This window comes from Leptospira soteropolitanensis, assembly GCF_026151655.1.
Taxonomy (GTDB): Bacteria; Spirochaetota; Leptospiria; order Leptospirales; family Leptospiraceae; genus Leptospira_A; species Leptospira_A soteropolitanensis.
This window is the reverse complement of sequence record NZ_JAMQPN010000085.1, coordinates 1-897: the sequence shown is the minus strand read 5'-3', so window position 1 is coordinate 897 and position 897 is coordinate 1. Positions and strand designations below refer to the sequence as shown.

Annotated in this window: 2 protein-coding genes; both read left to right on the top strand. The window is 35.1% G+C overall.

Features of this window, described 5'->3' with window-relative positions; all coding sequences use genetic code 11:
* The first annotated feature begins 125 nt into the window (after positions 1 to 125).
* Positions 126 to 407, top strand: a complete 282-nt coding sequence (locus tag ND811_RS19440) for a type II toxin-antitoxin system RelE/ParE family toxin (protein ID WP_100740850.1) — start codon at positions 126 to 128, stop codon at positions 405 to 407.
* A gap of 16 nt (positions 408 to 423) precedes the next feature.
* Positions 424 to 726 carry a HigA family addiction module antitoxin gene (locus tag ND811_RS19435; RefSeq protein WP_100740848.1) on the top strand — a complete coding sequence of 101 codons (303 nt, stop codon included), beginning with the start codon at positions 424 to 426 and terminating at the stop codon, positions 724 to 726.
* The last annotated feature ends 171 nt before the right edge of the window (positions 727 to 897 follow it).

Sequence of the window (897 nt, the reverse complement as noted above, 5' to 3'; positions counted from 1 at the left end):
ATACTGAGGCTCAGCTACGAGGAACGTCGGTAAGCTATTTCGTTATCTGCAATTGGGTTAAATCTTAACCAAATCATTGAAATAAAAAGATTGACTACTATATCTGTAGCAGAGATATAGTAGGTGTGATTCTTTCTTTCGGAGATAAAGAAACAGAAAAGATATTTAACCAAATATTTTCGAAAAGGATTCCACCAGAAATTCAGAGGAAAGCTCTTACTAAGCTAATTTTAATAGATAACGCGGAGAAAGAGGATGATTTGAAATCTCCTCCTTCAAACAGACTAGAAAGTTTAAAAGGAGATTTGAACGGTTTTTATTCTATCCGAATCAATGATCAGTGGCGTATCATTTTTACATTTGAACAAGGAAACTGTTATCAAGTATCTATTATTGATTATCATTAAAGGATTATAATAAACTATGAAAAATAACAGAATACCGACTCCAACTGTCGCTGAAATTTTAAAAGAAGAATTTCTTGAACCTATGCAAATTACTCCTTATAAATTATCTAAGGAACTTCACGTATCTACTTCTACTATTTTAGACATATTACATGGAAAGAGAAAAATAACAGTAGATATGTCATTAAGATTATCAAAGTTTTTTGGTATGTCTGAAAAATTTTGGATAAACTTACAAACAGATATTGATATTCGAGAGAAAAAAGAAAAATTAAAGAATAAATTAGATTCGATAAAAACTCTTAAACTTTCTGCTTAGTCAACTAACCCAACTGCAGATAACAGCGACTTACCGCTCCGCTTCGGCACAAGGCCTCGCTCGGGCTGCGCCAAATTCCCCTTCTGGCATTCGCCTTGCTTTCGCAAGCTACATGCCAGTCCCTAACGTCCCGTTCCGGGACTCAGGGTCGGGGAACTTCGGTAAGTCTAG

Bases quoted from the DNA above. Each gene is read 5' to 3' on its own strand.
- ND811_RS19435 (WP_100740848.1), top strand. From the start codon at position 424: ATGAAAAATAACAGAATACCGACTCCAACTGTCGCTGAAATTTTAAAA.